This is a genomic window from Synechococcus sp. R55.4, from assembly GCF_047461935.1.
In the GTDB taxonomy this organism is placed as follows: domain Bacteria; phylum Cyanobacteriota; class Cyanobacteriia; order Thermostichales; family Thermostichaceae; genus Thermostichus.
This window is the reverse complement of record NZ_JANSIF010000030.1, coordinates 12,503-36,737: the sequence shown is the minus strand read 5'-3', so window position 1 is coordinate 36,737 and position 24,235 is coordinate 12,503. Positions and strand designations below refer to the sequence as shown.

Sequence of the window (24,235 nt, the reverse complement as noted above, 5' to 3'; positions counted from 1 at the left end):
GGCCAGGAACTTCTTGAGTTTTCTCTATCTCGTCAGTGCTCTCTTTTGGCTCAAATGAAAGATCAACACAACCTAGTGGTTCAATAGAGCAACTCCGAGAGCAGCCTTGGCAATTAGAAACCCCAAATCCTGACAACCCGCCAGAAAACCCCTCCCGCATCTCAAGTGAGAAATGCCACTGAATAATTGGCCGTGTCCTCAGTAAACCCACAATCTGTAGTCATTTCAGGTTAGGGTGAGACGCCTGGGCTATTGAGAAAAGCCTTCTGGCCCGCCGCATTATTGCTCCGCAACGCTGACGCGACAACGCGACCAACGTTTTAGGTGTGGGTGCAGCGTCCTGGTTTGAATCGAAATAATCGTAACTTCCCTCTCCTGCGAAGGGAGAGGAGCTGGACAGCACAAAGGCATCAGGAACAGTCTCAAGCAGGTTCGCAATGAACCTCCACCTCGGCCTGCTGGGTTCCGGCAACCCCCGTCAGGGAATTCGTGTTACTTTGAAAATGATAATCATTAATAATCAAAATTGAGAACAGCAAGGAGGGCCTCATGAAAGTTGCCTACGTGTTCACCCATCCCCGCTGCGGCACCTACAAATTGGGCCAGATGATCCTGCCTCAGCTAGAAGCAGGGGTGCATGGAGCGGAGGTGGTGGGCATGTTCTTTTTCGACGACAACTGCTTTGTTTTGCGGCAGGGGGATCCCATTGGCGAGCGCTTGGCCAAGGTTGCCCAAGAGCAAAACATCCTGCTGATGATGTGCGACATGTGTGCCCTGGAGCGCAACTTAGCCGAAGGGGAACCCCGCTGGTGTGATGCCCAAGGACGCGGGCGCAAGGAACCGGCCCAGTGCATTCCCAAAAATGTAGTGCAAGGGGTGCAAGTGGGCTGCTTCCCTGACCTCTACGAGGCGTTGAAGAACAACCCACCTGACCAGGTGATCACTCTGTGAAGGATCCCTCACTTTAGCTGACGGCCACAGCAGCAGGTGGCTCCTGGCTGGGCTGAGAGCCGATCTTGCGGAAGATCAACCGCTCGTTGGCTACATCCACCAAAATGCGGTCGCCGGGTAGGAACTCGTTTTCCAGCAGCTTGGTGGCAATGGGATTTTCGATCTCCCGCTGGATCACCCGCTTCAGGGGACGGGCCCCGAACACTGGGTCGTAGCCCACCTCTGCCAGGTAGTCCTTGGCTTCTTCGGTGAGCAGGATCTCGATTTGCTGATCTGCCAGCAGCTTTTCCACCCGCTGCATTTGCAGGCCGACAATCTGGCGAATTTGCTCTTTGGTGAGGGCGTGGAAGATGATCAGCTCGTCCACCCGGTTGAGGAACTCCGGTCGGAAGTGGTGCCGCAGCATGGCCAGCACCTGAGTTTTCATCTCCTCGTAGCGGCTTTCATCGGCCCCAATTTCCAGGATGAGGTCGCTGCCGATGTTGCTGGTCATGATGATGATGGTGTTTTTGAAGTCCACTGTCCGCCCTTGGGAGTCGGTGATGCGGCCATCGTCCAGCACCTGCAGCAGGATGTTGAAGACATCCGGGTGGGCTTTTTCCACCTCGTCAAACAGCACCACCGAGTAGGGGCGTCGCCGCACCGCCTCGGAGAGCTGCCCGCCTTCTTCGTAGCCCACGTAGCCTGGAGGAGCTCCGATTAGACGAGAGACCGAGTGCTTCTCCATGTACTCGGACATGTCGATGCGCACCATCGCCTCGGAAGTGTCGAAGAGGAACTCCGCCAAAGCACGGGCCAGCTCGGTTTTCCCCACGCCAGTGGGCCCCATGAACAGGAAAGAGCCGATGGGGCGATTGGGATCCTTCATGCCGGCCCGGGCGCGCCGAATGGCTGCCGCTACGGCGGCTACCGCCTCGTCTTGGCCCACCACCCGCTGGTGCAAATGGGCTTCCAGGCGCAGCAGCTTCTGCTTTTCCGACTCCATCAGGCTGGTGACTGGGATCCCGGTCCAGCGGGAGACGATCTCAGCGATATCTTCAGGAGTCACTTGCTCCCGCAGCAGCGGCTCGCCGTTGGTCTGCAGCTTGGCCAGGTGAGCCTCCTGCTCTTGGATTTGCCGCTCCAATTCCATCAGCTTGCCGTACTTGAGCTCGGCAGCGCGGTTGAGGTCATATTTTTGTTCAGCCTGTTCGATTTGAAGCTTGACGGCGTCCCGCTCGGCTTTAAGGCTTTGCAGGCGTTCGATAGCCTCTTTTTCAAATTGCCAGCGAGCATTCAACTCCCGTTGTCGCTCCGTCAGGTTGGCCAGCTCCTGCTCAATTTTGCTGAGGCGATCTCTAGAGGCAGCATCATCTTCTTTTTTCAGGGAGAGCTCCTCCATCTGCAGTTGCATGATGCGCCGGTCGATCTCGTCCAGCTCGACGGGCTTGGAGGTGATTTCCATTTTCAGCTTGGCCGCCGCCTCGTCCACCAGGTCGATGGCTTTGTCGGGCAGGAAGCGCTCGGAGATGTAGCGGTTGGAGAGCACCGCTGCCGCCACCAAGGCGGAGTCGCTGATTTTGACCCCATGGTGCAGCTCGTAGCGCTCTTTGAGGCCGCGCAGGATGGAGATGGTATCTTCCACCGAAGGCTGATCCACGTACACCGGCTGAAAGCGGCGTTCTAGGGCCGCATCTTTTTCGATGTGCTTGCGGTATTCATCCAGGGTGGTGGCGCCGATACAGCGCAACTCGCCCCGCGCCAGCATGGGTTTGAGCAAGTTGCCGGCATCCATGGCCCCTTCGCCGGCCCCGGCGCCGACAACGGTGTGCAACTCGTCGATGAAGAGGATGATCTGGCCTTCGGATTCAGTGACCTCTTTGAGCACAGCTTTGAGGCGGTCTTCAAATTCCCCGCGGTACTTGGCCCCGGCAATGAGAGCGCCCATGTCCAGAGCAATGACTCGCCGGTTTTTCAGAGACTCCGGCACATCTCCCCGGTTGATGCGCTGGGCTAGGCCCTCCACAATGGCTGTTTTCCCCACGCCGGGTTCGCCGATGAGGACGGGGTTGTTTTTGGTGCGGCGGGAGAGCACCTGAATGACGCGGCGGATCTCGTCATCTCGCCCGATCACCGGGTCCAGCTTCCCTTCGCGGGCCGCCTGGGTGAGATCGCGGCCATAGCGCTCCAGGGCTTCGTAGCGGGATTCGGGGTTTTTGTCGGTGACCCGCTGTTTGCCTCGCACCTCTTTGATGACCGGTTTGAGGCGCTCTACCGTCAGGCCCAGGGGTGCCAAGACCCGCTTGCCCACCCGCTCATCTTGCAGGGATCCCAAAAACAAGTGCTCCACCGAGATGAAATCATCGCCGTACTCTTTGCGAAACTCCTCGGCCCGATCCAGGGTGGTTTCCAGGCCGCGACCCAAGTAGAGCTGATCCACCCGCGCCAACTTGGGCTGCTGGTTGATGAAGCTTTCCACTTTATCCCGCACCAGCCTCGGATCGATACCTGCCCGTTGCAGGAGGGTTTGGGTGAGCCCCCCTTCTTGATCCAGAAGGGAGATCAGCAAATGCTCGGTTTCCAACTGTTGCTGCTGGTGCCGCCGGGCCACATCTTGGGACTGGACAATGGCGCTCCAAGCTTTTTCGGTAAATTGGTTGGGATTGGTGGGCTGCATAGAAGTTCGGCAGAGCTTTGCTACTCAGTATAGGAAGGCAATACAGACACAGGGAGCACCCTGGACTCTTTCGGGGCAGTAGAGCTGGGTGCCGGAAGCTCCGGTAGGATCTTCCTGATCTAGGTATCGCCTATTTTGCCAGAGCCAGAGTTCGCAACAACCGTCCTCTCCAGCTGCGATCCATGGAGGGATCCCCGCCTTATTCTTCTTCTTCGTAGGGACGGCCTTCCCCGATTACCGCCAGGTCAATTTGTTGGCGGTAGTAATCCACGTTCTTAATCTGCACCTCCACCCGATCCCCCAGGCGAAACTGGCGCCGACTCTTGCGTCCCACCAGCGCCTGCTGACGGCTGCGGTACTCGTACCAATCGTTTTTCAGGGTGCTGACCCGCACCAAGCCTTCCGCCAAGATGGGATCCACCTGGACAAAAAAGCCGTAGTTCTGGACACCGATGATTAGGCCGGGGAACACCTCTCCCAGGTGCTTTTGCATGAACTCAGAGCGCTTCAGGCCCATCAGCTCCCGTTCCGCCTGCTGACGGATCCGGTACCCCTCCTGAATTTTGGGCAGTTGCGCCTGGAGAAACGCCTGCCATTCCTCCTGCACCTTTGGCGGCAACACTTGCCAGTCGATTTGGCCGTAGCCGCTGGGGCCGTGCAGATCCACCACAGTTTTGGAGCGAGGGCTGCGGCGATCGCGTCCTTTGCTCAGGGCCAGGTGCAGAGCACGCAAATTGAGCAAGTCGGCATAGCGGCGCAAGGGGGCCGTGAAGGTGGCGTAGGGCTCTCTGAGGCCCAAGCCAAAATGGCCCAGGTGTTCTTCCAGAGGCTGGAGGCGATACTCCACCGGGGGCAAGGTGGCCAGCATCTGCGCCACCAAGGCCGGGCTCGCGCCAGAGGCCAACACATCGGGAGCGGTGATGCGGGCACAAATCCGCTGCCAGTCCGCCAGGGTTACAACGGCAGGATCTTGCAAATTCAAATCCAGCCTCATGGCATTGGCCAGGCGCAAAAAGCTCTGCAGGGTCTCGGCGGCAGGGGCAGGTTGCACACGGGCCAAAGAAGGGATCCCCAACTGGCGCAAATGGTGGCCTAAGGTCTGGTTGGCCAGCAGGAGAATTTCCGTCATCAGGGCATGGGCGCTAAGGCGATCGCTGATCAAGAGGGGGCCGTAGCCGCTTTCGTCCGCAGAATGGGGGGTGAGCAGATCCAACAGGGGCAGGTCAAATCCCCCCGCTTGGTGACGTTTGGCCCGCAGGATCTGGCTGAGGCGCAGCAGATTTTGCAGCAGGGCCATCAACTCCGGCACTTCTTCGTCGGGGCCCAAGTCGGCGGTGGTGGCCAAAAGAGCCTGCACCTGACCATAGGACAGGTGAGCCCGCGATTGCACCAGGCTGGGGTAAATCTCGAAGTTTTGTACCACCCCTTCTGGGTCGAGGGTCACTAGCAGTGAATAGGCCAAGCGCTCCTGCTGTGGCAACAGAGCCAGGCGGTTGTGCACCTCCGGCGGAAAGAGAGGCAGCACCATCGTATCGAGGTAGACGGTGGCCGTCCGCTGCTGAGCCTCTTGCTCCAAGGGGTGGTCGGGATCCAGCCAATGGGCCACGTCAGCAATGTGGATCCCCAGCAGCCAGTGGTCATTCTCTTGCCGCTGCAAGGAAACAGCCACGTTGGGTTCCAAGCCGTGGGGATGCTGCAGATCCAAAGGCTCCAAAGTGATGCAAAACCAATCGCGCAGATCGCGGCGGCCCTTTTGGTCAGAGCGGCTGAGCTTTTTGGGCAGAGCTGCTGCTGCCTCCAACACTGGAGCGGGAAACTCCTGCGGTAGGTCGTACTTGCAACAGACCAAATCTGCATCGATGGAGGCTTCTGGGCCGTCGCCCAAGATTTTGCGAATGGTTCCGGTTGGGGGTAGATCCCCCAGCGGGTAGCGATCCACCTCCACATAGGCCACCCGACCTTCCGCCAGCTCGACAGGGGATCCCTCCGTCAGGGCCAGCTCGAACAGCAGCCGGTCGTCCAAGGGCACCACCCGAAAACCCTGTTCCGTCTGTTTGAGGCGACCCACCAGGGCAGAATTGGCCCGCTCCACAACGGCCACCACCTCTCCTTCTGGACTGCGGCGACGGTTGCCATCTTTGGTGACCCGCGCCAACACCTGATCCCCATTCCAGGCGCCGCTGAGGTTGCTGCCGTGGATGTACACATCCTCCACCCCCGGCTCGTCCCGAATGGCGAAGCAAAAGCCTTTGCTGGAACAGCGCAAACGCCCCACCACCAAAGATTCGTCCGGCTTGCGCCGATAGCGAGGGGGATCCCCTAGTCGTTCCAGAAACCCGGCCCGCACCAGGCCATCGAGGGCAATCTCGAGCATTTCCGGCGCTTCTGGGTCGGGGGACTGCAAGAGGGCAAGAAGAGTATCTTTGTCGGTCAATTGATCGGGAGGCTGAGAGAGAAAATGCTGAAAAATTCGAGAGAAGTCCATTTTGGGTATTGGCAAAAAAGAAAAAGAGGGGTTAAGACATCGCAAGACCCAACCCGTTGGCGTTAGTCACGCTGGCCGGTGACGATAAAAGCTACCCGCTGACCGATGTTGGTGCTGTGGTCGGCCAGACGCTCCAGGTAACGGATCGCCAGCAATATCAATAGAATAGGCTCGACCGATCCGCGAATGTCAGACTGCTGCGCCAACGTATTGTAAAGGTTAGTGTAATCTTCATCAACGGCGTCGTCTTCCCGCTTCAGTTGTCGGCCCAGGTCGGCGTCCAATTCTGTCAGGGCCACCAGGCTGTGGCTGAGCATTTTCTGGCAGCGCTGCATCATCACGCGAATACGACCCAGCTCCGGGGGCGGCGGGTACATGACCAAGCGCAGGGCCACTTCGGCCAAATCTTTGGCGTAGTCGCCAATCCGCTCCAGATCGCGTACCAGTTGCATCAGGGTACTGATCCAGCGCAGATCCCGCGCCACCGGGGAGCGCAAGGCAATCAAATTAATACAGTCTTTCTCGATTTGACGATAAAAACGGTCAATTTGCTTGTCTTGGGCGATCACCTGTTCGGCGGCGGCCAAGTTCTGTTCAAACAGGGCCTGCTGGGCCAAGACCACCGACTTTTCCACCAGCGCCCCCATGCGCAGCACGTCCTGCTGTACCCGTTTGATGTGAAGTTGCAGCTCGGCTTGCCCCATGGCTTTCTCCCATGAATGTGGGCAGGGGGGAAATGTCTGCAGTCGTTTTGGATTCAACAGAGCCAGTTGATCTCAATCATGGCAAACTTCGCCTGGAATAAGGGCAGAGAAGACGGCCAACTTAGGCGAAGATGAGAACAGCGGTTGCCCTCTGAGGGGGATTCGTCCTCTGGAGTTCTCGGGTTGCTTTGTCGATTGAGACGGTCTCATGGCTCTTCCCCCCATCATTGTGTTGGACGATGATCCCACCGGATCCCAAACCGTTCACAGTTGCCTGCTCCTCACCCGCTGGGATCCGCAGACTTTGAAGCTGGGGTTGCAGGATAGCTCGCCAATTCGCTTTATCCTCACCAACACCCGATCCCTGCCGCCGGCCAAGGCCGAAGAGGTGACGCGGTCGGTATGTGGGGCGTTGAAGGAGGTGATGGCGGAGCTGGGATGTGAGCAGGCTATTTTCGTCAGCCGCTCCGACTCGACTTTGCGGGGGCACTACCCCTTGGAAACCGATGTGATGGCAGCGGAGCTGGGGCCTTTTGATGCCCATTTTCTGGTGCCGGCCTTTTTTGAGGGAGGGCGCATCACCCGCAACAGTGTCCACTACCTACGGGTGGGGGAGCGCTGGGTGCCGGTGCATGAGACGGAGTTTGCTCGGGATGCGGTGTTTGGCTACCACCACAGCTATTTGCCGGACTATGTGCAGGAGAAAACCCAGGGGCGGATCCGGGCTGAGCAGGTGGAGCGATTGACCCTAGAGCAGATTCGCGCCGGCTGTCTGGAGCGGCTTTTGAGTCTGGAGGGGAATGTCTGCTGTGTGGTGGATGGAGAAACCCAGGCGGATCTGGATCGCTTTGCCCAGGATGTTTGGGCGGCTATAGAGCAGGGGAAGCGCTTTTTGTTCCGCAGCGCCGCCAGCCTCTTGACGGCTTTGGCCCAGTTGCCGCCACAACCCGTTCCCCCGGAACAGATGGGGCAGTTTGTTCGCTCCTCTCAACCGGGGGTGGTGATCGTGGGATCCCACGTGCAAAAGTCCAGCCAGCAGTTGGCCCGCCTTCTGCAGGAGCCTGAAACCCAAGGCATCGAGGTGGAGGTGAGGCGACTATTGGATCCCGACGCGGAGCTGCTGCCTGGGATCCTGGCCCAAGTTCACAGCGCCTATGAGCAGGGTCTGACGCCGGTGGTCTACACCAGCCGAGAGGAACTGACGTTCGAAAAGGACGCCGTAGAAATGCGCCTAGCTTTTGGGCAGAAGGTTTCCCGGTTGTTGATGGGTGTGGTGCAGGGGCTGCCAGAAGGGATCGGCTATCTCATCAGCAAGGGTGGCATCACCTCCAACGACACCCTCAGCGTTGGCCTCAACTTGCCGGCGGTGCGTCTGCTAGGGCAAGTCTACCCTGGGATCTCGATGGTGATCACCCCGTCCGATCATCCCCGCTTTCCCAACCTGCCGGTGGTGTTGTTTCCGGGCAATGTCGGCGAGGTGGATACGCTGCTTTTGCTCCACCGTCGCCTCAAAAGTCGGGGCTTGATTTAGGGTGAAGAGGATGGTCTTGTGGGTTCCTCCTGCCGATGGCTGAAGTTGTCCCCCTGCCGGAAGCCTTGCCCGCCTCGGATGCCTGGTGGGGATCCCTGCGGCAGAGGCGGAGGGAGTTACCGCCGACAGTCGTGCAGCAGGCTTCCCAGAGCTTGGGCAGCTGGGAGGTGGATGTTGTCATTGCCGGTGGCACCCTGGGGATCTTCTTGGCAGCGGCTTTGGCCAAGCGGGGCTGGCGGGTGATCCTGCTGGAGCGCGGGATCCTGCGGGGGCGGGAGCAGGAGTGGAACACCTCACACCAGGAGCTGCAGGTGTTGTTAGAGCTGGAGCTGCTTACCCCGCCCGAGTGGGAGGCAGTCCAGGTTACCCACTACCCGAGGGGGCGGATTGGCTTTGGGGAGGGCCCCCACTGGTGGGTGGAGGGAGTGCTGAATGTGGGCGTGGATCCAGTCAGCCTCCTGGAGTTCCTCAAGCAGCATTTCCTGGCCTGGGGGGGCCAAGTGTGGGAGCAGACTGCCTTTCAAAGTGCCACCGTTCACCCCGATGGGATCTGCCTCCAGACCACCAAGGGACAGATCCGTGCTCAACTGCTGGTGGATGCCATGGGGCACCGCTCGCCCATCGCGGCCCAGGCTCGCCAAGGGCAGCCGCCAGATAGCGTCTGTCTGGTGGTGGGATCCTGTGCCCAGGGGCTGCCCGACCAACCCACGGGAGATCTCTTCTACAGCTTTACCCCAGCCCAGAACGGCTACCAGCCCTTTTGGGAAGCTTTCCCTGCCCGCGATGGGCGCACCACCTATCTTTTTACCTACTGCGACCAGGATCCCCGGCGGCCTAGTCTAGAGCAGCTCTGGCGGGATTACTGCCGGCTGCTGCCAGCCTACCAGGGGGTGGAGCTGGCCCAGATCCGCTGGGTGCGCAAGCTATGTGGCGTTTTCCCCGCCTACCGCCGCAGCCCGCTGCAACTGCCCTGGGATCGCCTATTGGCGGTGGGGGATAGCAGTGGCAGCCAGTCGCCTCTAAGCTTTGGCGGCTTTGGCGCCATGTTGCGCCACCTGGATCGCCTACAGCAGGGGATCCACGAGGCCCTGGCGCAACGGCAGTTGAACCAGGCAGCCCTGGCCCTGCTGCAACCCTACCAGCCCAACTTGGCCGTGACCTGGCTATTTCAGAAGGCCATGATTCCCCCTCTGCAGAACAAAAGTTGGGATCCCAATAGCATTAACCGCCTGTTGAGCAGGGTGTTTGCGGCCATGGTTGCCGCTGGCCCTCAGGTGGTGCAGCCCTTTTTGCAGGATGTGGTGCAGTTTGGCGGCTTGGCCCAGGCCCTGTGGGGGGTGACGCGTCGGGATCCCAGCTTGGTAGCCAGACTTTTGCCTCGGTTGGGGTTGCCGGAGCTGGTGGCATGGGCGGGCCACTTTGGCGCCCTTGGCCTCTACGAGCTGCTGCAAAGGCTAACAGATCGCCCGGAGCCGGAAACCAACCCCCAGGACTACTTCTGGAGACGGCGCCGCGAGGCTTGGCGCTACGGCTGCGGCCGGGATTACCTCTTTTAGGGGTTCTGACCGTACACCGCCACCCCATAGGGCGGTACCTCCACAAGATCTCCTTGGCTTCCGGCGGGCAGAGAGGATCCCTTTCCCAACCACTGGGCCTCGTGGCTATCCAAAAGCTTCTCCCAGGTGCCGCCGGGCCAATGGGCATAGGTGACCGCCTGATTGGGGCTGAAGTTGAAAAGGGCAAGCAAAGACTGGGATCCGTGGCGGCGGTGCAGGGCAAGGCCAGAGTTGGAAAAGAGCTCCACTTCCACTCCATCCCGCTCCAAGTGCTGGAGAGCCGGTTGGGTTTTGCGCAGCCGGATCAGGGTCTGGTACCACTTCCAGAGAACCTGGTGGTGACCGGCTTTTTTCAACTCCCAATTCGGCTTGGAGCGCAAGAAAGTCTCTTCAGCTTGGGGATCCGGCGGCTCTCCCTGCCAGGCAAAGGCGCTGAACTCGCGGCGGCGTCCCTGTCGTACCGCTTCCACCAGGTCGGGATCCCCGTGGCTGACAAAATACAGAAATGGCGCCACTTCCCCATACTCTTCCCCCATAAATAGCAGCGGCAGCATGGGAGCTAGCAGCAGGGCAGCGGCAGCCAATTTGAGGCCCTCGAAAGAGGTGAGCTGGCTAAGGCGCTCTCCCAGCCTGCGGTTGCCCACCTGGTCGTGGTTTTGAATGCAGACAACAAATTGGGATCCCGGTCGCCCAACAGCGGAGTTGCCGTGACGCCTGGCGCGGTAGCAGGAGTACTGGCCAGAATAAACGTAGCTCTCCCGGTAAGCCTTGGCCAGGTGCTCCAATTCGCCAAAGTCCTGGTAGTAGCCTGTCTTTTCCCCGGTAAGCAGGGTGTGAAGTGAGTGGTGGAAGTCATCGCACCACTGGGCATCTAGCCCGTAGCCCCCTTGCTCTCGGGGGGTGATGAGGCGGACATCGTTGAGGTCGCTTTCGGCAATGAGAACCCTGGGCCGGCCAGTGCGAGCTTCTAGGGCATCCACCTGCTCTGCCAATTCCTGCAAGAAGGGGTAGGCGCTGAAGTCGTAGATGGCATGCACCGCGTCCAGCCGCAGCCCATCGAGATGAAACTCCTCCAGCCAGTACTCGGCGTTTTGTAGGAAAAACTCTCGCACGCCGTCAGAATAGCGGTCGTCGAAGTTGAGGGCATCCCCCCAAGGGGTGTGGTACTTGTCGGTGAAGTAGGGGCCAAAATCCCGCAGGTAGTTCCCCTCCGGCCCCAGGTGGTTGTAGACCACATCCAAGATGACGGCCAAACCCAGTTGGTGGCAGGCATTGACTAGGGCTTTGAAGCCTGCCGCTCCTCCATAGCTGGTCTGCACCGCGTAGGGGTAGACGCCGTCGTAGCCCCAGTTGCGCTCTCCTGGAAACTGGGCCACCGGCATCAGCTCCAGCACGTTTACCCCCAACTCCACCAACTCCGGCAGGCGAGGGATCAGAGCAGCAAAGGTGCCCTCGAGGGTAAAGGTGCCTACATGCAGCTCGTAGAGGATCCACTGAGACAGGGGGATCCCCTTCCACCCCTGATCCTGCCAGTCGAAGTGGGGATCCACCACCCGCGAAGGGCCGTGGACGCCGTAGGGCTGGCAGCGGGAAGCGGGATCCGGCCGCTCCACTACCCCTGCTGAGGTGTGCAGGCGGTAGAGGTAGTCCACTGGCCCAGGTGGGATCCCGTCCACCTCCCCCTGCCAATAGCCCTGCTCATCCCGCACTAGAGTAAAGCAACGTTGGACAGGGCTGAGCAGCTTCAGCTCCACCTGCTCAACCAAGGGCGCCCACACCGAGAAGTGATAGCAGCCTGAGCCCAGGGGATAGGCGCCCATCCGCCCGGCCTGGAAGAAAGGAGAAGCCTGCAACACAGAATCTATCCCGCAACTCGGCTTCCACTATAGCGAGCATGCCTGGCAAAGGCCGGAGAGTGGGTTTTTGGCTTCTCCTCTGCCATAGTGGAATGGGTCTCTAGCGCTTAGGTCTCATGCTCAACTACCCGCCCAGCTATCCGGATCCCACCGTTGTCGACATCTACCACGGGCAGGCGGTACCGGATCCCTACCGCTGGCTGGAGGATCTGGATTCGGAGCAGACGCGGGCCTGGATTGAGGCGCAAAACCACCTTACCTTTAACTACTTGCAGCAGATCCCAGCCCGGCAGCGGATCCGAGAACGCCTGACCCAGCTCTGGAACTATGAAAAATACAGCCAGCCCTTCAAAGAAGGGGGCCGCTACTTCTACTTCAAAAACGACGGCCTGCAAAACCAGAGCGTTCTCTACACCCAAGAAAGTCTAGAGGGCCAGGCGCGGGTTTTGCTGGATCCCAACACCTTCTCGGAAGACGGTACGGTGGCTCTATCGGGCATTGCCATCAGCCGTGATGGGCGGTATCTGGCCTATGGTCTCTCCCGCTCCGGCTCCGACTGGCAAGAATGGAAGGTGCGGGACATCGAAACCGGCGAGGATTTGCCGGATCACCTCCGCTGGGTCAAGTTTTCCGGGGCGAGCTGGACGCTGGATGGGCAAGGATTTTTCTACAGCCGCTACGACGAACCGGCCCCCGGCAGCGAATACGAAAGCGTCAACTACTTCCAGAAGCTCTACTACCACCGCCTGGGCACCTCCCAGTCAGAAGATGTTTTGGTCTATCACCGCCCCGACCAAAAAGAGTGGGGCTTTGCCGGCGGGGTTACTGAAGATGGGAATTACCTCATCATCTCCGTCTGGCGGGGCACGGATCCCAAAAACCTCATCTTCTACAAAGACTTGCGGGATCCCCAGTCTCCTGTAGTAGAGCTCATCCGCGAGTTTGAGGCCGAATACAGCTTCGTGGGCAACGACGGATCCCGCTTTTGGCTGTTGACGGACTGCCAAGCTCCTCGGCGGCGACTGGTGGCCATCGACTTGGAGCAGCCTGACCGGGTGCAGGAGGTGATCCCCGAGGCGGAGGAGACCCTGCAGGGGGTTAGCTTGATCAACAATCAGTTTGTGGCCTTCTACCTCAAAGACGCCCACACCCAGATCAAGACCTTTGCTTTAGACGGCACCTACCTAGGAGAAATCCCGCTGCCCGGGCTGGGATCCGCCAGCGGCTTTGGCGGCAAGCGCTACGACACCGAGACCTTCTACACCTTCACCAGCTTCACCACCCCGCCCACCATCTACCGCTACGATTTCACCAGCGGCACCAGCACCCTGTTCCGTCAGCCCCAGGTGGATTTCGATCCCCAGGCCTACGAGGTGCAGCAGGTGTTCTACACCAGCAAAGATGGCACCCGCATCCCCATGTTTCTTGTCCACCGCCGCGGCCTGGCTCGGACAGGGGATCACCCCACTCTGCTGTATGGCTACGGCGGCTTTGGCATCTCTCTTACCCCCAGCTTTTCAGTGGGTCTGGTGGCCTGGCTGGAAATGGGCGGTGTCTATGCCCAGCCAAGTTTGCGCGGCGGCGGCGAGTACGGAGAAGAGTGGCACCAGGCGGGCACCAAGCTCAACAAGCAAAAGGTGTTCGACGACTTTATTGCCGCTGCCGAGTGGCTGATAGCCCATGGCTACACCAACCCCGCCAAGTTGGCCATCTCCGGCGGCAGCAACGGCGGCCTGCTGGTGGGGGCCTGCCTGGTTCAGAGGCCGGAGCTGTTTGCAGCGGCCCTGCCGGCAGTGGGGGTGTTCGACATGCTGCGCTTTCATAAGTTCACCATCGGCTGGGCCTGGATCTCCGAGTACGGATCCCCGGAGAACCCGGAGGAATTCAAGGCCCTCTACGCCTATTCCCCTCTGCACAACCTCAAGCCCGGCACTGCCTATCCCGCCACCCTGATCACCACCGCAGATCACGACGACCGGGTGGTGCCCGCCCACAGCTTCAAGTTTGCCGCTGCCCTGCAGGCAGCCCAGGGGGGATCCCAGCCCATCCTCATCCGCATCGACACCAAGGCAGGGCACGGGGCCGGCAAGCCCACCAGCAAGCTGATTGAGGAAGCTGCCGACCGCTGGGCCTTTTTGGTGCAGGTGCTAGGGATCCCCTGGGACGGAACGGGAAGTTAGCGAGCTCTAGGACCCAGGCCCACCCGACCGGCATAAACTGCCGCTTCCCCCAGCTCGTCTTCGATGCGCAGCAGTTGGTTGTACTTGGCAATGCGCTCGCTGCGGCAGAGGGATCCGGTTTTGATCTGCCCGGCACGGGTGGCCACCGCCAAGTCGGCAATGGTGGTGTCTTCCGTCTCGCCAGAGCGGTGGCTGATGATGGTGCGAAAGCCGGCTTGAACTGCCAATTGGATGGCCGAGACGGTCTCCGTCAGGGTGCCGATTTGGTTGGGCTTGATCAAAATGGCGTTGGCGGCGGCGCTGTCGATACCCTTTTGCAGGCGGGTCAGGTTGGTTACAAACAGGTCATCTCCCACCAGCTGTACCCGGGATCCCAGTTGAGCGGTCATGGCTTGCCAACCGGCCCAGTCTTCTTCCGCTAGCCCATCTTCAATGGAAAGGATGGGATAGTTGGCCAGCAGTTGCTGGTAGTAAGCCACCATATCAGCCGCGCTGTGGGCTTTGCCCTCAAAGTGATATTGCCCATCCTGCAGCAGCTCGTTGGCGGCCACATCCAAGGCCAAGGCGATATCTGCTCCCGGTTTGTAGCCTGCCTGTTCAATAGCCGTCATCAGCAGATCCAAAGCCGCCGCATTGGAGTCGAGATCAGGAGCAAACCCCCCTTCATCCCCCACACCGGTGGACAGCCCCTTCTGCTGCAGCACTTGTTTTAGTACCGCAAACACCTCAGCCCCGTAGCGCAGCGCCTCGCGAAAGCTGGCCGCTCCAATGGGCACAAGCATAAATTCTTGAATATCGACGTTGTTGTCGGCGTGGGCGCCGCCGTTGAGCACGTTCATCAGCGGCACCGGCAGCAGGTTGGCAAAGGGCCCCCCCAGGTATTTGTAAAGAGGCAAGCCCACTGCTTCCGCAGCCGCTTTGGCTGTCGCCAGAGAAACTGCCAAAATAGCGTTGGCCCCCAGGCGGGACTTGTTGGGGGTGCCGTCCAGGTCGATCAGCAACTGGTCAATACGGGCTTGGTTGAGGGCATCTTCTCCCTGCAGCTCCGACTGGATGGGGCCAAGGATGTTTTCCACCGCCCTCAGCACACCCTTACCGCCGTAGCGTTTGGGATCCCCGTCCCGCAGCTCATGGGCCTCAAAGGTACCGGTCGAAGCGCCGCTGGGAACCTGCGCCAAGCCCGTCGCCCCATTGGCTAGACCCACCAGGGCTTCTAGGGTGGGACGCCCTCGCGAGTCGAGGATCTCATGGGCGGTAATCCACTCGATGGCCGTTTCCACAGTTACACCTCAGCAATTGGCTAGATAGCTCTGGCCAAAGCCAGATCCCCCCATAGACTAGTAGATTCTTGCCCGCGATCCGGTCAGCTTCCAGAAAACTTTAAGTCTGTCCTTCGGGCACAGAGATTCTTCAAGGCTGCAGCAGTAGATTGAACATAGGCCGGCCAGAGCTTCAACTAGCCGTCGAGCGGGGTTTGCCTGGGCAAGGTGCTACTCAGGAGGTGTTCTCCTCTTCCTTCTAGGCAAAGCGATGGCTCAGCCGCATCGGGTCGTGTACGGTGATCTTCTTCTTGTGAATGGAGATGTACTTCTTCTTGCGCAGCTCTCCCAACAGGCGGGTGATGGTGACGCGGGTTGAGCCAATGGCCTCGGCAATGGCCTGGTGAGACAGCTTGAGATCGATGGTGACCCCATCTGGGCCAGGCACCCCGAAATCGCGACAGAGAATCAACAAAAAGCTGACCAGACGGGATCCCATGTCGCGATGAGCCAGCGTCTCGATCATCATCTCCGTTTGCAAGATACGAGACGACAGGCTTTTAACCAGCAACATGGCCAGTTCGGCGTTCTCCTGCAAGGATTTTTCCACCTGCTCGATCGGCAGAGAGAGTAACTCGGTAGGTGTAAAAGCCACCGAGTGATAAAAGCGGTCGGAGCGCTGTCCCGTGATAAAGGAGAGCACGCCGAAGATGCTGTTTTCCCGCAGGAGGGCAACGGTGATTTCCTCTCCCATTTCGTAGACCCGCGAGAGCTTAACGGCTCCCTTTACCAAAAAGTAAACCCGCTCCGCCGGATCCCCTGGAAAAAAAATGGTCTTCCCGCGCTCAAACGTTTCGATAACCGGAGGATGGTGAGGGCCTCCCAATTGCTTGAAGGCTGTGATCAGAGATTTTTCCGCTACGGCCACCGCCATACTCATCAACCTTTTAAGGTCAGTTTATACCTAAGATCAACCTACTAAGATCAATCTAGAAGCATTAGGCTAGGTTGCAACCCATTGACTTCAGAATCTACGAGGATACCAAGATTTACCCTAAAGTAGAAGGTTCTGCCTAGGTATCTTTGTAGCACGCGCTACATTTTTAAGTCTCGTTGCTGCTCTCCAGCCAAAGGCAGAGGTTAGGATAGGAGCCATTGTCGCTGGGGGTTGCGTCGGCCCTTGGCGGTAGAGAGTGGAGTGGGTTGGAACATTCTATCTATCTATGGGGAGCCCGGAGGCTGTTGTTGCTGCACCTTCTCAACTGAGCCGCCAGCATTTCACAGTGCGGATGCCGGATCCGGCCAATCACCTGCTGGAGGTGGAACTGCAGATCCAAGAGGTGGATCCAGAGGTGCCTTTGCGGCTGCGACTGCCGGTGTGGACGCCGGGATCCTACTTGGTGCGGGAGTATGCCCGTCATGTACAGGAGTTTCAGGCGGCAACCGAGCAAGGGATCCCTTTGGCCTGGCGGAAGGTGGATAAGAATACCTGGCAAATCGATCCGCCGGGTTCTTCTGCTGTGAAGGTGTGCTATCGGGTCTATGCCTATGAGCTGACGGTGCGCACAAACCATCTGGATTTGACCCACGCCTATTTCAACGGGGCAGCGCTCTTCCTCTACGTGCCCGGTCGCGAGCGGGAACCCTACACTTTGACGGTGATCCCCCCCAAGCCGGATTGGCACATCGCCACCAGTTTGCGGCCCTTGACCTCTCCTTCTGAGGATCCCACTTCCGGCCAGTCTTTTGTGGCAGAGGACTATGACGAGCTGGTGGATAGCCCGGTGGAGGTGGGTCCACATCGAGTGCAATCGTTTGAGGTGGAAGGGATCCCCCATTACCTTGTGGTTTGGGGGTCGGGCACTCTGGATGTCGATCGGGCCGTTGCCGATGCCAAGGCCATTGTCGAAACCACAGCCGCATTTTTTGGTGGGCTACCCTATGACCGTTACTGGTTTATCGTGCATTTGTCGCCGGGAGGATTTGGTGGCCTTGAGCACAAGTACAGCACCACCCTTCTTTACTCTGGGCTGGAGCTGCATCAGCCAGAGTCCTATCGTCGGTTTTTGGCTCTGATGGCCCACGAGTTGTTTCATGCCTGGAATGTCAAGCGTCTGCGTCCTCTGGCATTGGAAAAGATCGATTACAACCAAGAAAACTATCTGGAATGTCTGTGGTTTTGTGAGGGGGCGACCAGCTATTACGAAAACGTCATCTTATTGAGGGCAGGGATCCTCAGTGCCGGCGATTTCTTGAAGATTCTTTCCGAACAGATTGGTCGCTTGCAGCGTACTCCGGGCCGGGCCGTGCAATCGCTGCGGGAGTCCAGCTTCGACACCTGGATCAAACTCTACCGCCCCCACGAAAACACCCTCAACAGCCAGGTTTCTTATTACTTAAAGGGGGCTTTGGTCTGTTGGCTGCTGGATCTGCACATTCGCCACCTTTCCGGCGGTCAGGGATCCCTGGATACGGCTTTGCAGGATCTGTGGCAGCGCTTTGGTCGGTCAGAGAAGGGCTACAGCGACCAAGACTTGCGGGAGGCGTTTGAGCGGGCAGCCGGTGCCGATCTTGGCCGGTTTTTCTCCGCCTATGTGGAAGGCACGGAAGAGCTAGACTACAACACTTACCTACACCCCTTTGGCCTCACCCTTAAAGCCCACTTCAGCCGCCCCAACCCCATCCCATACCTGGGCCTCAATTTCAACGGCGAGGGCAATCGCATCAGCGCAGTAGAGATGGGATCCCCGGCGCAAAAAGCGGGCATCTGGGCCGGCGATGAGCTGGTGGCCCTGGATGGGTTCAGGGTGAGCGCTGCCAACTTGGCGGAACGCTTGACGGCCTATCAGCCCCACCAGATCATTTGTTTGAGCGTTTTTCAAGCCGATCAGTTGAAACATTTCTGGATCCCGTTGGATCCCCCTCGGCCTGATGTCTATAGGTTGGAGGTATTGCCTGAACTGACTCCTACTCAAGAAGCTCTTCAGCAAGGCTGGCTGGGATCCCTCATTCGCACCTAGCTTCTCTGCGGTCAGGGGCAAGCCCCCTCCACTTGAAAATTCGCTCACCTCCCCCTATCATGTTGAGACAAGCGGGTAGTCTAGTCAACTCAAGCCAAAGGTAACGACGACAAAGATCGGGACTAAATCCAATGGATTTAATTTTAGCTTTGTTAGTTGGAATAGCCATCGGCATCTTGATAGGAGTTAGGCTTAGGTCAAGGAGATGGAAGCGAGAAACTACAAAAGTTATCTCCTCATCTACAGGTATGTCTCAACGTGACAGGCATCCGAATGAACAGAGAACCATCTTGGCCAGCCGAGTGGAAAGAGCGGAAGACATTCATCAGGAACTACAGCCTAATCTTCAAAGGCTTGAGCTTCCTCGAGCGACAAATCAAGCAGTAAGTTGGGACTCACAAGAAGTTGCTGTTGTCAAAGCGCTTGAGGAAAGTTCCCAGGAAGTCATTGATCATATCAGCCGTGATAAGTTGAAGTTGAGGTTAGCTTTATTTCTGTGGTCTAAAGGAATAAGAATTAAAAGCTTGGAAACCAAGGAAGCAAGTAGGGTTGGTAGCAAACTGAACAGCAAGCTAAATCAGATATCCAACTTTATGGGAGATAGATATTATTCAATTAGAAAACTCTACAAGTCGATAAAGTCAAACATGAACGAAGGAGAGGCTTTCTCCCTGATTCTGAAAGACGAGCCAAACCAGGTAGTATCAGATAGTTGCCAACTTGCGAATATGCTCTGTAGTATCGCCTTCTTGGAGGAGTACCATTATTTGAAGTCTCCTAGATTTATTTTAGAAGCAAAGCCGAGCAGAGACCCAAATGCATTGAACTTTCTATCAGGAGGATGGCTGGAGCGATATGTCAAAGAAAAGCTAGTAAAGATTGCCAGTCAGCAAGGCAAAAAGATCAGTTTTTCTTACATCATGAATACTCAAGTTACTTTGCCGAATGGAAATGATTTTGAAATAGATTTATTCTTTTATGTCAATGATAAGTTTTACTGGGTAGAATCCAAAACGGGTGATTATTATGAAAGTATAGACAAGTACTCTTGGTTGGCTTCCAGGCTTGGTCTTCAGCAGAATCAGGCTTTTGTAGTCTTGACTGATGTTGATCAGGATAAGAAAATTAGCCTGTCTTCCAGTTATAAGCTGTCAGTAATCGGCGTTGACGATGTTGAGCCGACCTTTATCAAAATTCTGAAAAGTCATGTCCGAAAGAGCACCTGACAAAAGCTAGCTAGGCTACAATCTTGACAGCTTGTTCCATACACCACCAGGGATCCTCGGCAAAAGCTGGCATGGGAGTGCTGCCTGCTTTGCCCAGAATGGCCAGCCGGACTTCCCGATCCAGGCGGGATCCGGCCCCGTAGGGATCTTCTGTGGGAGGTTCCAGCCGTTGCCCCAGAGGGGGCATCACCATAATGCCTGGCTGCATGCTGGTGCTGCTGACCCAGATTTTGAAGCGATCCACCGCTACGTCTGTTCCTTCTGGCAGCTGCATCTGCAGCAGGTAGCGGGGGCCAGAGCCAATCAGCAGGCTCTCGTTGGGGCGTAAACGGGCAGGCAGATCTGGTTGATAGGGGTAAACCAAATCCACGCTGTACCGCCGCTCGTCAAAGACGGTGACATAAACATGCACTGGAGTGGGGGCTCTGTTTCTCAAGGCAATGGCCAGGTTGCGGCCTGCTTGGATTTGCACTTTCCCTTGGGGATCCCGCGGCAGAGGGCTCACTTCGGCAGGGGCAGAGCTGCTGGCCGGGGTTTCCAGTTGGAGAAATTCCACTTCCAAGATGCTGCTCAGCGCATCGCTGGCAGGTTGCAGGTTCAAAAGATTACCAAAAGCAGCCACGTGCTCCAACAGCCGCACCAGCTTGCGAGGCAGGGCCAGTAGCTTCTTCACCGGGATCCGGAAGGCCGCCAGAGCCACCTCTTCCCCCCGCCGGTAAAAGTGATAAGTGGCATCGGGCAACAGCTCTACCCGCAAGTCCGCTGCTTCCGGGTCTGTGTAGGTCAGAAGCGGTGAGGCCGGCAAGGCCGCCAGCAAATCGGCAACGGGCATTTGCACTTGACTGGGATCCGCACAGGTGAAAGCCACCCGCAACGGCTGGAATCGGATAGAGGACATGGGGAAAACCTGGAACGGAGTCTGCCGTATTCTCCTGCTCTGAGGTTGCCAGGCAAGCAAGCCAAGCTCTATATTACCTGCTCATTACCTGCTCAGTTCTCTCGACTGGGCTGTGGCCAAGTCAGCTCTCGGCCAACAGACTCCCAACAGGCCATAGCTCCGTAATCAAACTTAACACCAAAGGCAAATGGAACCATTGGAAAACTATCCCGGATCCCATCTGCAAATGATCTCTTAATGGTCTATTCTTGATCCTGTTGTCGGGTTTGTGGCTGGAGTGGAGCCCACCTCTCCTCTTTCTAGGCTGATCTACGGAGAACCATGTTTAGCAAAGCTTTTTCTTTTCAGAAGGTGTTTGCGCCAGCGCGTCGTCGGTTGCTTGTCCTGCTGTTGGCTGCGTTGATGGCTGGGTTTGGCTGGGGTCTGGCTCCAGTGTTTGCAGCTAAGGATATTCCTGCGGTGGCTCTGTCGCCAACTGAGTCTATTACCTTTACCGAAGCCCAGTTGGCCAAAGGGAAGAAGCTATTCAACACCGCATGCGCCCAGTGCCATGTGGGCGGCCAGACCTATCCCAACCCGGATGTGAGCTTGAAGCTTTCGGATCTGGAGGGGGCAACTCCCCCACGGGATAATGTGCTGGCGATTGTGGATTACATCAAGAATCCAGTCACCTATGACGGGGTAGAGTCTCTGTTGGAGTATCACCCCAACACCCAGCTCACCAGTGAGTATCCACGTCTGCGCAACCTCACCGACGAGGATCTGAAGCTGATTGCGGGCTACATTCTGGTGCAGGCCAAGACCGTTCCCGGCTGGGGTGGTACCAAGAGCGAAAGCCACAGCGACCTATCAGCCTATCTCTAATGCCGCATCTGGATCAGAAGTTGCCTATGAGATGGCGGATCCCGTCTCGCCTCTAGGCCTAGGTCGGGATCCTGGCCTTGTTGTGGCTGGGGCTGGCCAGTCCGGTGGCGGCTCGCATTCATCCTTACCAAGAAAACTGGGTTTAGGGAACTGCCCCGCAAGGGGGAATGCCTGGGGAGATGAGCACCGCTGTCGTAGAGGGGCAGCCCAACACGGTAAGTGCTGTCGCAGAGCCAGGAACCAGAATCTCCTGCCTTTGGGCAGGGGAGTATGTCAAGGATGTCAAAAATCGTTTTCAGTCCGCCTGCTCGAATTGTCATGTGGGCGGTGCCACCTTGTCGGCTCCCAACATTTCCCTCTCTTTGAAGGACTTGCGCGGTTCTACTCCACCCCGAGATACCCTTCAAGCCTTGATGAAGTACCAGCGGGATCCCCGTAGCTACGATGGCTCGGATTCTATCTATGAATGACGTCCTGTGCCCCCTTCCTGGATGGACAACGAAGCCCTAAGAAATCTGGCTGCCTTTATTCGTTGAAGACCTTTCCGTATAGTCCAGCCATCCGGTGAATAAACTCCAACTGGCATCGCGAATGGCCTTGGCCAAGTGGTGGTTCCTCACCAAGTTGCGCACCGGCAAGTCCTCATACGCCACAATGTCGTGAGACAAAGCGCTCCGCGTCGCCGTAGGCGAGTACCACGCACCGGGTCACCTTGATGACACAGTCTCTGCGCTGGCGCTGGACTTTGAGATGCACCTTGCCCAGTCGCTTCCTCTGCTTTGGGTAGTTCTTAGATTGGGGTTTGATCCCCTTCCTATACTTCCGACTTAACCTCCGCTGGTGTCGCTTCAACCTCCTCTTGGCACGACGCAAGAATTTGGGGCACTCTACCTTGTTAGTGCATCAAGCCCACATCCAGCCCCGCCACCTGGCCGGTGGACTCCACCTGCTCCTGACGCTCCACGTCCAGGCAGAACTGGGCGTAGTAGCCATCGGCTCTCCGCACCACCCGCACCGGTTGATTTTCAGGGTGAGGATGTCCTGCCGCACCTCGCCGTTGCAATACAGAGCAAAGGTGCCTGCTTGGAAGCCATCTGTGAAGGTGAGGGACATCCTATCTGCTGCCAGCTTCCAGCCGGAGACTTTGTACTCCACAGAGCGACAGTGTTTCTGGAACTGGGGACAGCCTTTTTGGGCTTCCTGGTTCTGGCAGCGGCGGTAGAAGGTGGAGATGGCAGACCAAGCTCGCTCCGCGCTGGCTTGTCGGGCAGAGGAGTTAAGCTTCTGGGCGAAGGGGAACTCTCTGGCCAAGTTCTTGCAGAGGGCATAGAGGGCAGCTCTGCCAACCCCCTGGTTATCCATCCAGTGGCGCAGGCATTTGTTGCGGATAAACTGGGCAGTGCGGATGGCCTCGTCCAAGGCTTGGTACTGCTGGGCTGTGCCGTTGAGGAGCTTGGCTTCTGGAACGCGCATGGGCACACTTTAGCGCAGGTCTAACGAGATAAAAGTCGTCCTAGAAGGGCAGGGCTTTAAACCCAGTTTTTTGGTAATCGGTGGATGCCGATCTGTAATCCAACGGCTGCTCGAACTCCCTCAGGGCTTCATTCAAGATGGATCCGACTGCCCCACTGGCCGATACGATCGCTGCCATTGCCACTGCGGTGGTGCCTGAACAGGGCAGTGTGGGGATTGTGCGCCTTTCCGGGTCACGAGCCCTTCCCATTGTCCAAGCCATCTTTACCCCTGCCCGCCGCAACGCAGTCTGGGAGAGCCATCGGCTCCTCTACGGCTGGATCCACGATGAGAAAGGCCAAATCCTAGACGAAGCGCTGGCCGTTTGGATGCAGGCCCCCCGTTCTTACACCCGCGAAGATGTGACAGAGCTGCATTGCCACGGTGGCATCATGGTGGTTCAGGCCACGTTGCAACAATGCCTGCGGCAGGGGGCGCGGCTGGCTCAGCCGGGGGAGTTTAGCCTGCGCGCTTTTCTGAATGGCCGCATTGACCTCACCCAGGCCGAGAGTGTGGCCGATCTGGTGGCGGCCCGCTCCCCTCAGGCGGCCCGGATGGCCCTAGCAGGCTTGCAGGGTAAGTTAGGGGGATCCATTCGCGCCCTGCGCCAGGAGCTGCTGGGTTTATTGGCAGAAATTGAGGCTCGCATCGACTTTGAAGAGGATCTGCCCCCCTTGGATGTTGCCGCTTGGCAGGCCCGGCTCCAAGCTATACAAACCCAGATCCAAGCTCTGCTGGCCACGGCAGAACGGGGACAACTGCTGCGCACCGGGGTGAAGGTGGCCATCGTCGGGAGGCCCAATGTGGGCAAGTCCAGCCTGCTCAATGCTTGGTCAGGACAGGATCGGGCCATCGTCACCGATCTGCCCGGCACCACCCGCGACGTGGTGGAATCCCACCTGGTGGTAAAAGGGATCCCCGTTCAACTGCTGGACACTGCCGGCATCCGCGCCACCGAAGATCCGGTGGAACGGCTGGGGGTGGAGCGCTCCCAACGCCTAGCCCAGGCTGCCGATGTGCTGGTGCTGGTCATCGACGCCCAAGCGGGCTGGACGGCTGCCGACGCCGCCATCTACGAGTCGATCCGCCATCGCCCCCTCATCCTGGTGATCAACAAAACCGACCTCGCCCCGCCAGAGGGGATCCCTCTCCCCCCCGAGATTGCCCACCGCGTCCCCACGGTTGCCGCCCAAGGGAAAGGGATCCCGGAGCTGGAAGAAGCCCTGGAGCAGCTTGTCACCCAGGGACGTCCCCAGCCCAATCTGGAGATAAGCCTGAACCAGCGGCAGGCCGCTGCCCTCCGACAAGCCCAAGCCAGCCTGGAACAGGTGGGGCAGGCCATCCAAGCTCAGCTCCCCCTGGACTTTTGGAGCATCGACCTACGGGGCGCCCTGCATGCCCTTGGCCAGATCACCGGCGAGGAGATCTCGGAATCGGTGCTGGATCAGATCTTCAGCCGCTTCTGCATCGGCAAGTAACTCTATAGACTCCTCCTAACTCATACTCATTCTGAGTTTGTGTTACTATGGACTCATTT

19 protein-coding genes are annotated in these 24,235 nt (G+C 58.1%); 9 read left to right on the top strand and 10 right to left on the bottom strand.

Features of this window, described 5'->3' with window-relative positions; genetic code table 11:
• The first annotated feature begins 549 nt into the window (after window positions 1–549).
• Window positions 550–951 (top strand): SaoD/DsrE family protein, encoded by a 402-nt coding sequence (locus NW842_RS08475; protein ID WP_414357804.1) that lies wholly within the window; start codon window positions 550–552, stop codon window positions 949–951.
• Between the two features lie 13 nt (window positions 952–964).
• Here NW842_RS08475 and clpB read toward each other — a convergent pair whose 3' ends face one another.
• The 3 genes from clpB to phoU all read right to left on the bottom strand — a co-directional run bounded on the left by clpB (window position 965) and on the right by phoU (window position 6,796).
• Entirely contained in the window at window positions 965–3,607 is a 2,643-nt protein-coding gene (gene clpB / locus NW842_RS08470) for an ATP-dependent chaperone ClpB (protein ID WP_414331635.1), read from the bottom strand.
• A gap of 199 nt (window positions 3,608–3,806) precedes the next feature.
• Window positions 3,807–6,092 carry a ribonuclease R family protein gene (locus tag NW842_RS08465; protein WP_414417845.1) on the bottom strand — a complete coding sequence of 762 codons (2,286 nt, stop codon included), beginning with the start codon at window positions 6,090–6,092 and terminating at the stop codon, window positions 3,807–3,809.
• A 62-nt stretch (window positions 6,093–6,154) separates the two neighbouring features.
• Window positions 6,155–6,796 (bottom strand): phosphate signaling complex protein PhoU, encoded by a 642-nt coding sequence (gene phoU, locus NW842_RS08460; RefSeq protein ID WP_414375491.1) that lies wholly within the window; start codon window positions 6,794–6,796, stop codon window positions 6,155–6,157.
• 208 nt (window positions 6,797–7,004) lie between these two features.
• On the opposite strand from phoU, the gene NW842_RS08455 reads away from it, so the two are divergent.
• Window positions 7,005–8,327, top strand: a complete 1,323-nt coding sequence (locus NW842_RS08455) for a four-carbon acid sugar kinase family protein (RefSeq protein ID WP_414417844.1) — start codon at window positions 7,005–7,007, stop codon at window positions 8,325–8,327.
• 35 nt (window positions 8,328–8,362) lie between these two features.
• The gene (locus tag NW842_RS08450) at window positions 8,363–9,883 is read left to right on the top strand and encodes an NAD(P)/FAD-dependent oxidoreductase (protein ID WP_414417843.1); all 1,521 of its coding nucleotides are present in this window, start codon (window positions 8,363–8,365) and stop codon (window positions 9,881–9,883) included.
• Here NW842_RS08450 and treZ read toward each other — a convergent pair.
• Window positions 9,880–11,739 carry a malto-oligosyltrehalose trehalohydrolase gene (treZ, locus tag NW842_RS08445; protein ID WP_414417842.1) on the bottom strand — a complete coding sequence of 620 codons (1,860 nt, stop codon included), beginning with the start codon at window positions 11,737–11,739 and terminating at the stop codon, window positions 9,880–9,882. The genes NW842_RS08450 and treZ overlap by 4 nt on opposite strands.
• Window positions 11,740–11,855: 116 nt before the next feature.
• Here treZ and NW842_RS08440 point away from each other — a divergent pair, with 116 nt between their 5' ends.
• Complete coding sequence (locus NW842_RS08440) at window positions 11,856–13,919, top strand: prolyl oligopeptidase family serine peptidase (RefSeq protein ID WP_414417841.1); 2,064 nt, start codon at window positions 11,856–11,858, stop codon at window positions 13,917–13,919.
• On the opposite strand, the gene eno is transcribed toward NW842_RS08440, so the two are convergent.
• Together eno and ntcA are read right to left on the bottom strand one after the other, a co-directional pair.
• Window positions 13,916–15,199: a phosphopyruvate hydratase gene (gene eno / locus NW842_RS08435; protein ID WP_011434092.1), complete on the bottom strand. Its 1,284-nt coding sequence runs from the start codon at window positions 15,197–15,199 to the stop codon at window positions 13,916–13,918. The two genes, NW842_RS08440 and eno, sit on opposite strands and share 4 nt — an antisense overlap.
• 238 nt (window positions 15,200–15,437) lie before the next feature.
• Window positions 15,438–16,112, bottom strand: a complete 675-nt coding sequence (ntcA, locus tag NW842_RS08430; RefSeq protein ID WP_011434093.1) for a global nitrogen regulator NtcA — start codon at window positions 16,110–16,112, stop codon at window positions 15,438–15,440.
• A gap of 289 nt (window positions 16,113–16,401) precedes the next feature.
• Here ntcA and NW842_RS08425 point away from each other — a divergent pair, with 289 nt between their 5' ends.
• Window positions 16,402–18,198: a M61 family metallopeptidase gene (locus tag NW842_RS08425; protein WP_414417840.1), complete on the top strand. Its 1,797-nt coding sequence runs from the start codon at window positions 16,402–16,404 to the stop codon at window positions 18,196–18,198.
• A gap of 248 nt (window positions 18,199–18,446) precedes the next feature.
• Entirely contained in the window at window positions 18,447–19,424 is a 978-nt protein-coding gene (locus NW842_RS08420; RefSeq protein ID WP_414417839.1) for a hypothetical protein, read from the top strand.
• 10 nt (window positions 19,425–19,434) lie between these two features.
• Here the strand turns inward: NW842_RS08420 and NW842_RS08415 are convergent, their stop codons facing one another.
• A complete protein-coding gene (locus NW842_RS08415; protein ID WP_414417838.1) occupies window positions 19,435–20,322 on the bottom strand; it encodes a hypothetical protein in 888 nt (295 codons plus the stop codon).
• Between the two features lie 321 nt (window positions 20,323–20,643).
• Between NW842_RS08415 and psbV the strand changes: the two genes are divergently transcribed.
• Together psbV and NW842_RS08405 are read left to right on the top strand one after the other, a co-directional pair.
• Window positions 20,644–21,186 carry a photosystem II cytochrome c-550 gene (gene psbV, locus NW842_RS08410; protein ID WP_414375364.1) on the top strand — a complete coding sequence of 181 codons (543 nt, stop codon included), beginning with the start codon at window positions 20,644–20,646 and terminating at the stop codon, window positions 21,184–21,186.
• 179 nt (window positions 21,187–21,365) lie between these two features.
• On the top strand, window positions 21,366–21,656 hold the full coding sequence (locus NW842_RS08405; RefSeq protein WP_414357017.1) for a hypothetical protein: 291 nt from the start codon (window positions 21,366–21,368) through the stop codon (window positions 21,654–21,656).
• Window positions 21,657–21,692: 36 nt separating this feature from the next.
• Here the strand turns inward: NW842_RS08405 and NW842_RS08400 are convergent, their stop codons facing one another.
• Genes NW842_RS08400 through NW842_RS08390 form a run of 3 tightly spaced genes read right to left on the bottom strand, consistent with a single transcriptional unit; the run spans window position 21,693 to window position 22,659 of the window.
• The gene (locus NW842_RS08400; RefSeq protein ID WP_414357019.1) at window positions 21,693–21,854 is read right to left on the bottom strand and encodes a hypothetical protein; all 162 of its coding nucleotides are present in this window, start codon (window positions 21,852–21,854) and stop codon (window positions 21,693–21,695) included.
• Complete coding sequence (locus tag NW842_RS08395; RefSeq protein WP_414375369.1) at window positions 21,829–22,038, bottom strand: hypothetical protein; 210 nt, start codon at window positions 22,036–22,038, stop codon at window positions 21,829–21,831. Before NW842_RS08395 ends, NW842_RS08400 begins: the two co-directional genes overlap by 26 nt.
• Window positions 22,039–22,089: 51 nt before the next feature.
• A complete protein-coding gene (locus tag NW842_RS08390) occupies window positions 22,090–22,659 on the bottom strand; it encodes a hypothetical protein (protein ID WP_414357024.1) in 570 nt (189 codons plus the stop codon).
• Between the two features lie 137 nt (window positions 22,660–22,796).
• On the opposite strand from NW842_RS08390, the gene mnmE reads away from it, so the two are divergent.
• The gene (gene mnmE, locus NW842_RS08385; protein ID WP_414417837.1) at window positions 22,797–24,176 is read left to right on the top strand and encodes a tRNA uridine-5-carboxymethylaminomethyl(34) synthesis GTPase MnmE; all 1,380 of its coding nucleotides are present in this window, start codon (window positions 22,797–22,799) and stop codon (window positions 24,174–24,176) included.
• The last annotated feature ends 59 nt before the right edge of the window (window positions 24,177–24,235 follow it).

Coding starts and splice junctions, on each gene's coding strand:
- NW842_RS08475 (WP_414357804.1), top strand. CDS start 550: ATGAAAGTTGCCTACGTGTTCACCCATCCCCGCTGCGGCACCTACAAA.
- clpB (WP_414331635.1), bottom strand. CDS start 3,607: ATGCAGCCCACCAATCCCAACCAATTTACCGAAAAAGCTTGGAGCGCC.
- NW842_RS08465 (WP_414417845.1), bottom strand. CDS start 6,092: ATGGACTTCTCTCGAATTTTTCAGCATTTTCTCTCTCAGCCTCCCGAT.
- phoU (WP_414375491.1), bottom strand. CDS start 6,796: ATGGGGCAAGCCGAGCTGCAACTTCACATCAAACGGGTACAGCAGGAC.
- NW842_RS08455 (WP_414417844.1), top strand. CDS start 7,005: ATGGCTCTTCCCCCCATCATTGTGTTGGACGATGATCCCACCGGATCC.
- NW842_RS08450 (WP_414417843.1), top strand. CDS start 8,363: ATGGCTGAAGTTGTCCCCCTGCCGGAAGCCTTGCCCGCCTCGGATGCC.
- NW842_RS08440 (WP_414417841.1), top strand. CDS start 11,856: ATGCTCAACTACCCGCCCAGCTATCCGGATCCCACCGTTGTCGACATC.
- ntcA (WP_011434093.1), bottom strand. CDS start 16,112: ATGGCGGTGGCCGTAGCGGAAAAATCTCTGATCACAGCCTTCAAGCAA.
- NW842_RS08425 (WP_414417840.1), top strand. CDS start 16,402: ATGGGGAGCCCGGAGGCTGTTGTTGCTGCACCTTCTCAACTGAGCCGC.
- NW842_RS08420 (WP_414417839.1), top strand. CDS start 18,447: ATGTCTCAACGTGACAGGCATCCGAATGAACAGAGAACCATCTTGGCC.
- NW842_RS08415 (WP_414417838.1), bottom strand. CDS start 20,322: ATGTCCTCTATCCGATTCCAGCCGTTGCGGGTGGCTTTCACCTGTGCG.
- psbV (WP_414375364.1), top strand. CDS start 20,644: ATGTTTAGCAAAGCTTTTTCTTTTCAGAAGGTGTTTGCGCCAGCGCGT.
- NW842_RS08405 (WP_414357017.1), top strand. CDS start 21,366: ATGAGCACCGCTGTCGTAGAGGGGCAGCCCAACACGGTAAGTGCTGTC.
- NW842_RS08390 (WP_414357024.1), bottom strand. CDS start 22,659: ATGCGCGTTCCAGAAGCCAAGCTCCTCAACGGCACAGCCCAGCAGTAC.
- mnmE (WP_414417837.1), top strand. CDS start 22,797: ATGGATCCGACTGCCCCACTGGCCGATACGATCGCTGCCATTGCCACT.